The organism is Paraburkholderia sp. Ac-20336 (genome assembly GCF_017105025.1).
In the GTDB taxonomy this organism is placed as follows: domain Bacteria; phylum Pseudomonadota; class Gammaproteobacteria; order Burkholderiales; family Burkholderiaceae; genus Paraburkholderia.
Genome location: NZ_JAAGPS010000301.1, coordinates 1 through 1,015, shown reverse-complemented (window position 1 = coordinate 1,015; position 1,015 = coordinate 1). Strand labels below are relative to the sequence as shown.

Annotated in this window: 1 pseudogene; it reads right to left on the bottom strand. The window is 72.4% G+C overall.

The window, feature by feature from the left end:
• Positions 1-1,015: pseudogene (locus tag GXB81_RS31145) on the bottom strand (hypothetical protein); the annotation flags it as partial.

Genomic DNA, 1,015 nt, shown 5'->3' with positions numbered 1-1,015 from the left:
CCGGAAACACGGCGGCGGACGTCGCCGTCTGCACACCCTGCCTGATCGCGGCCGTGGCGGTTGGCGACAGGCCGTGTTGCGCGGCGAGCTTCGCCGCCGCGGTGACGGCGGCGCTGACCGCGCCGAAGCCGCCGCCGAGCACCGCGCCTTTCGCAAGATTGGCGGGGTCCAGCAGCGATTGCGCGGCGCTCGTCGCACTCGTCGCGACGTCGAGCGGAATCCGCGCGAGCCGGCCGAGCCCGTTCGCTGCCGCGCCGGACCACGTCGCCTGCTTCAGGCTCTGGTACTGATCGCGCCAGTCCGCGCGCGCGAGCAGGTATTCGGGGCCGACGCGGTGGTGCTGTTGGTCCAGCCAGTGTTTCGCCAGCGCGTTGGCGCCGCCCGCCATCGGAGAGCCGACCGCCGACATCCACAGATCGACGCGGGCCGCGAGCGGCGCCCCCCTGAAATGCGTGAGCGCCACATCGGTCGCCGTGCGCGCGAGGTTGCGCAGGCTGAACGTCTGGATCGCGACGCCTGCTTCGACGTGCGCCCGCAGCGGGCTCGGCGCGCTGTTCGTCTTCATGTCCCGCATCACCGCGGCGCGTTCGGCATCGGCGTTGGCGTTGGCATCGTCAGCGGCGGCAGGGTGGCCGGCGGGCGGGTCGGACGGCGCGGACAGCCACTGCGTATCCGAGAGCGCGTTGCGCAGCAGCCGTTCGCCGGCGGAGTCGAACGCCTGGGACACGACGCCGCCCATCGCGCCGTTCTCGAACGGCGTCTTCGCGAACGCGGTCAGTACCGGCGCGGCGTCCTCGACCAGCGTCGCGGCGCCGAACGGCACCGAGCCGAGGAAGCCCGACGCGGTTCGCGCGAGCGCGTCCATGCGGCTCGCCTTCGTGAAGACCGCCGCGACCGATTCGGCCGTCTCGCCCATCTCGTCCAGTTGCCGTGCGCGGTTCTCGACCAGCCTGTCGATCATGGCGTCGTTGCCGTTCTTCCGGTGCGGCGCGAAATAGCCGGCGAGGCGCGTGTG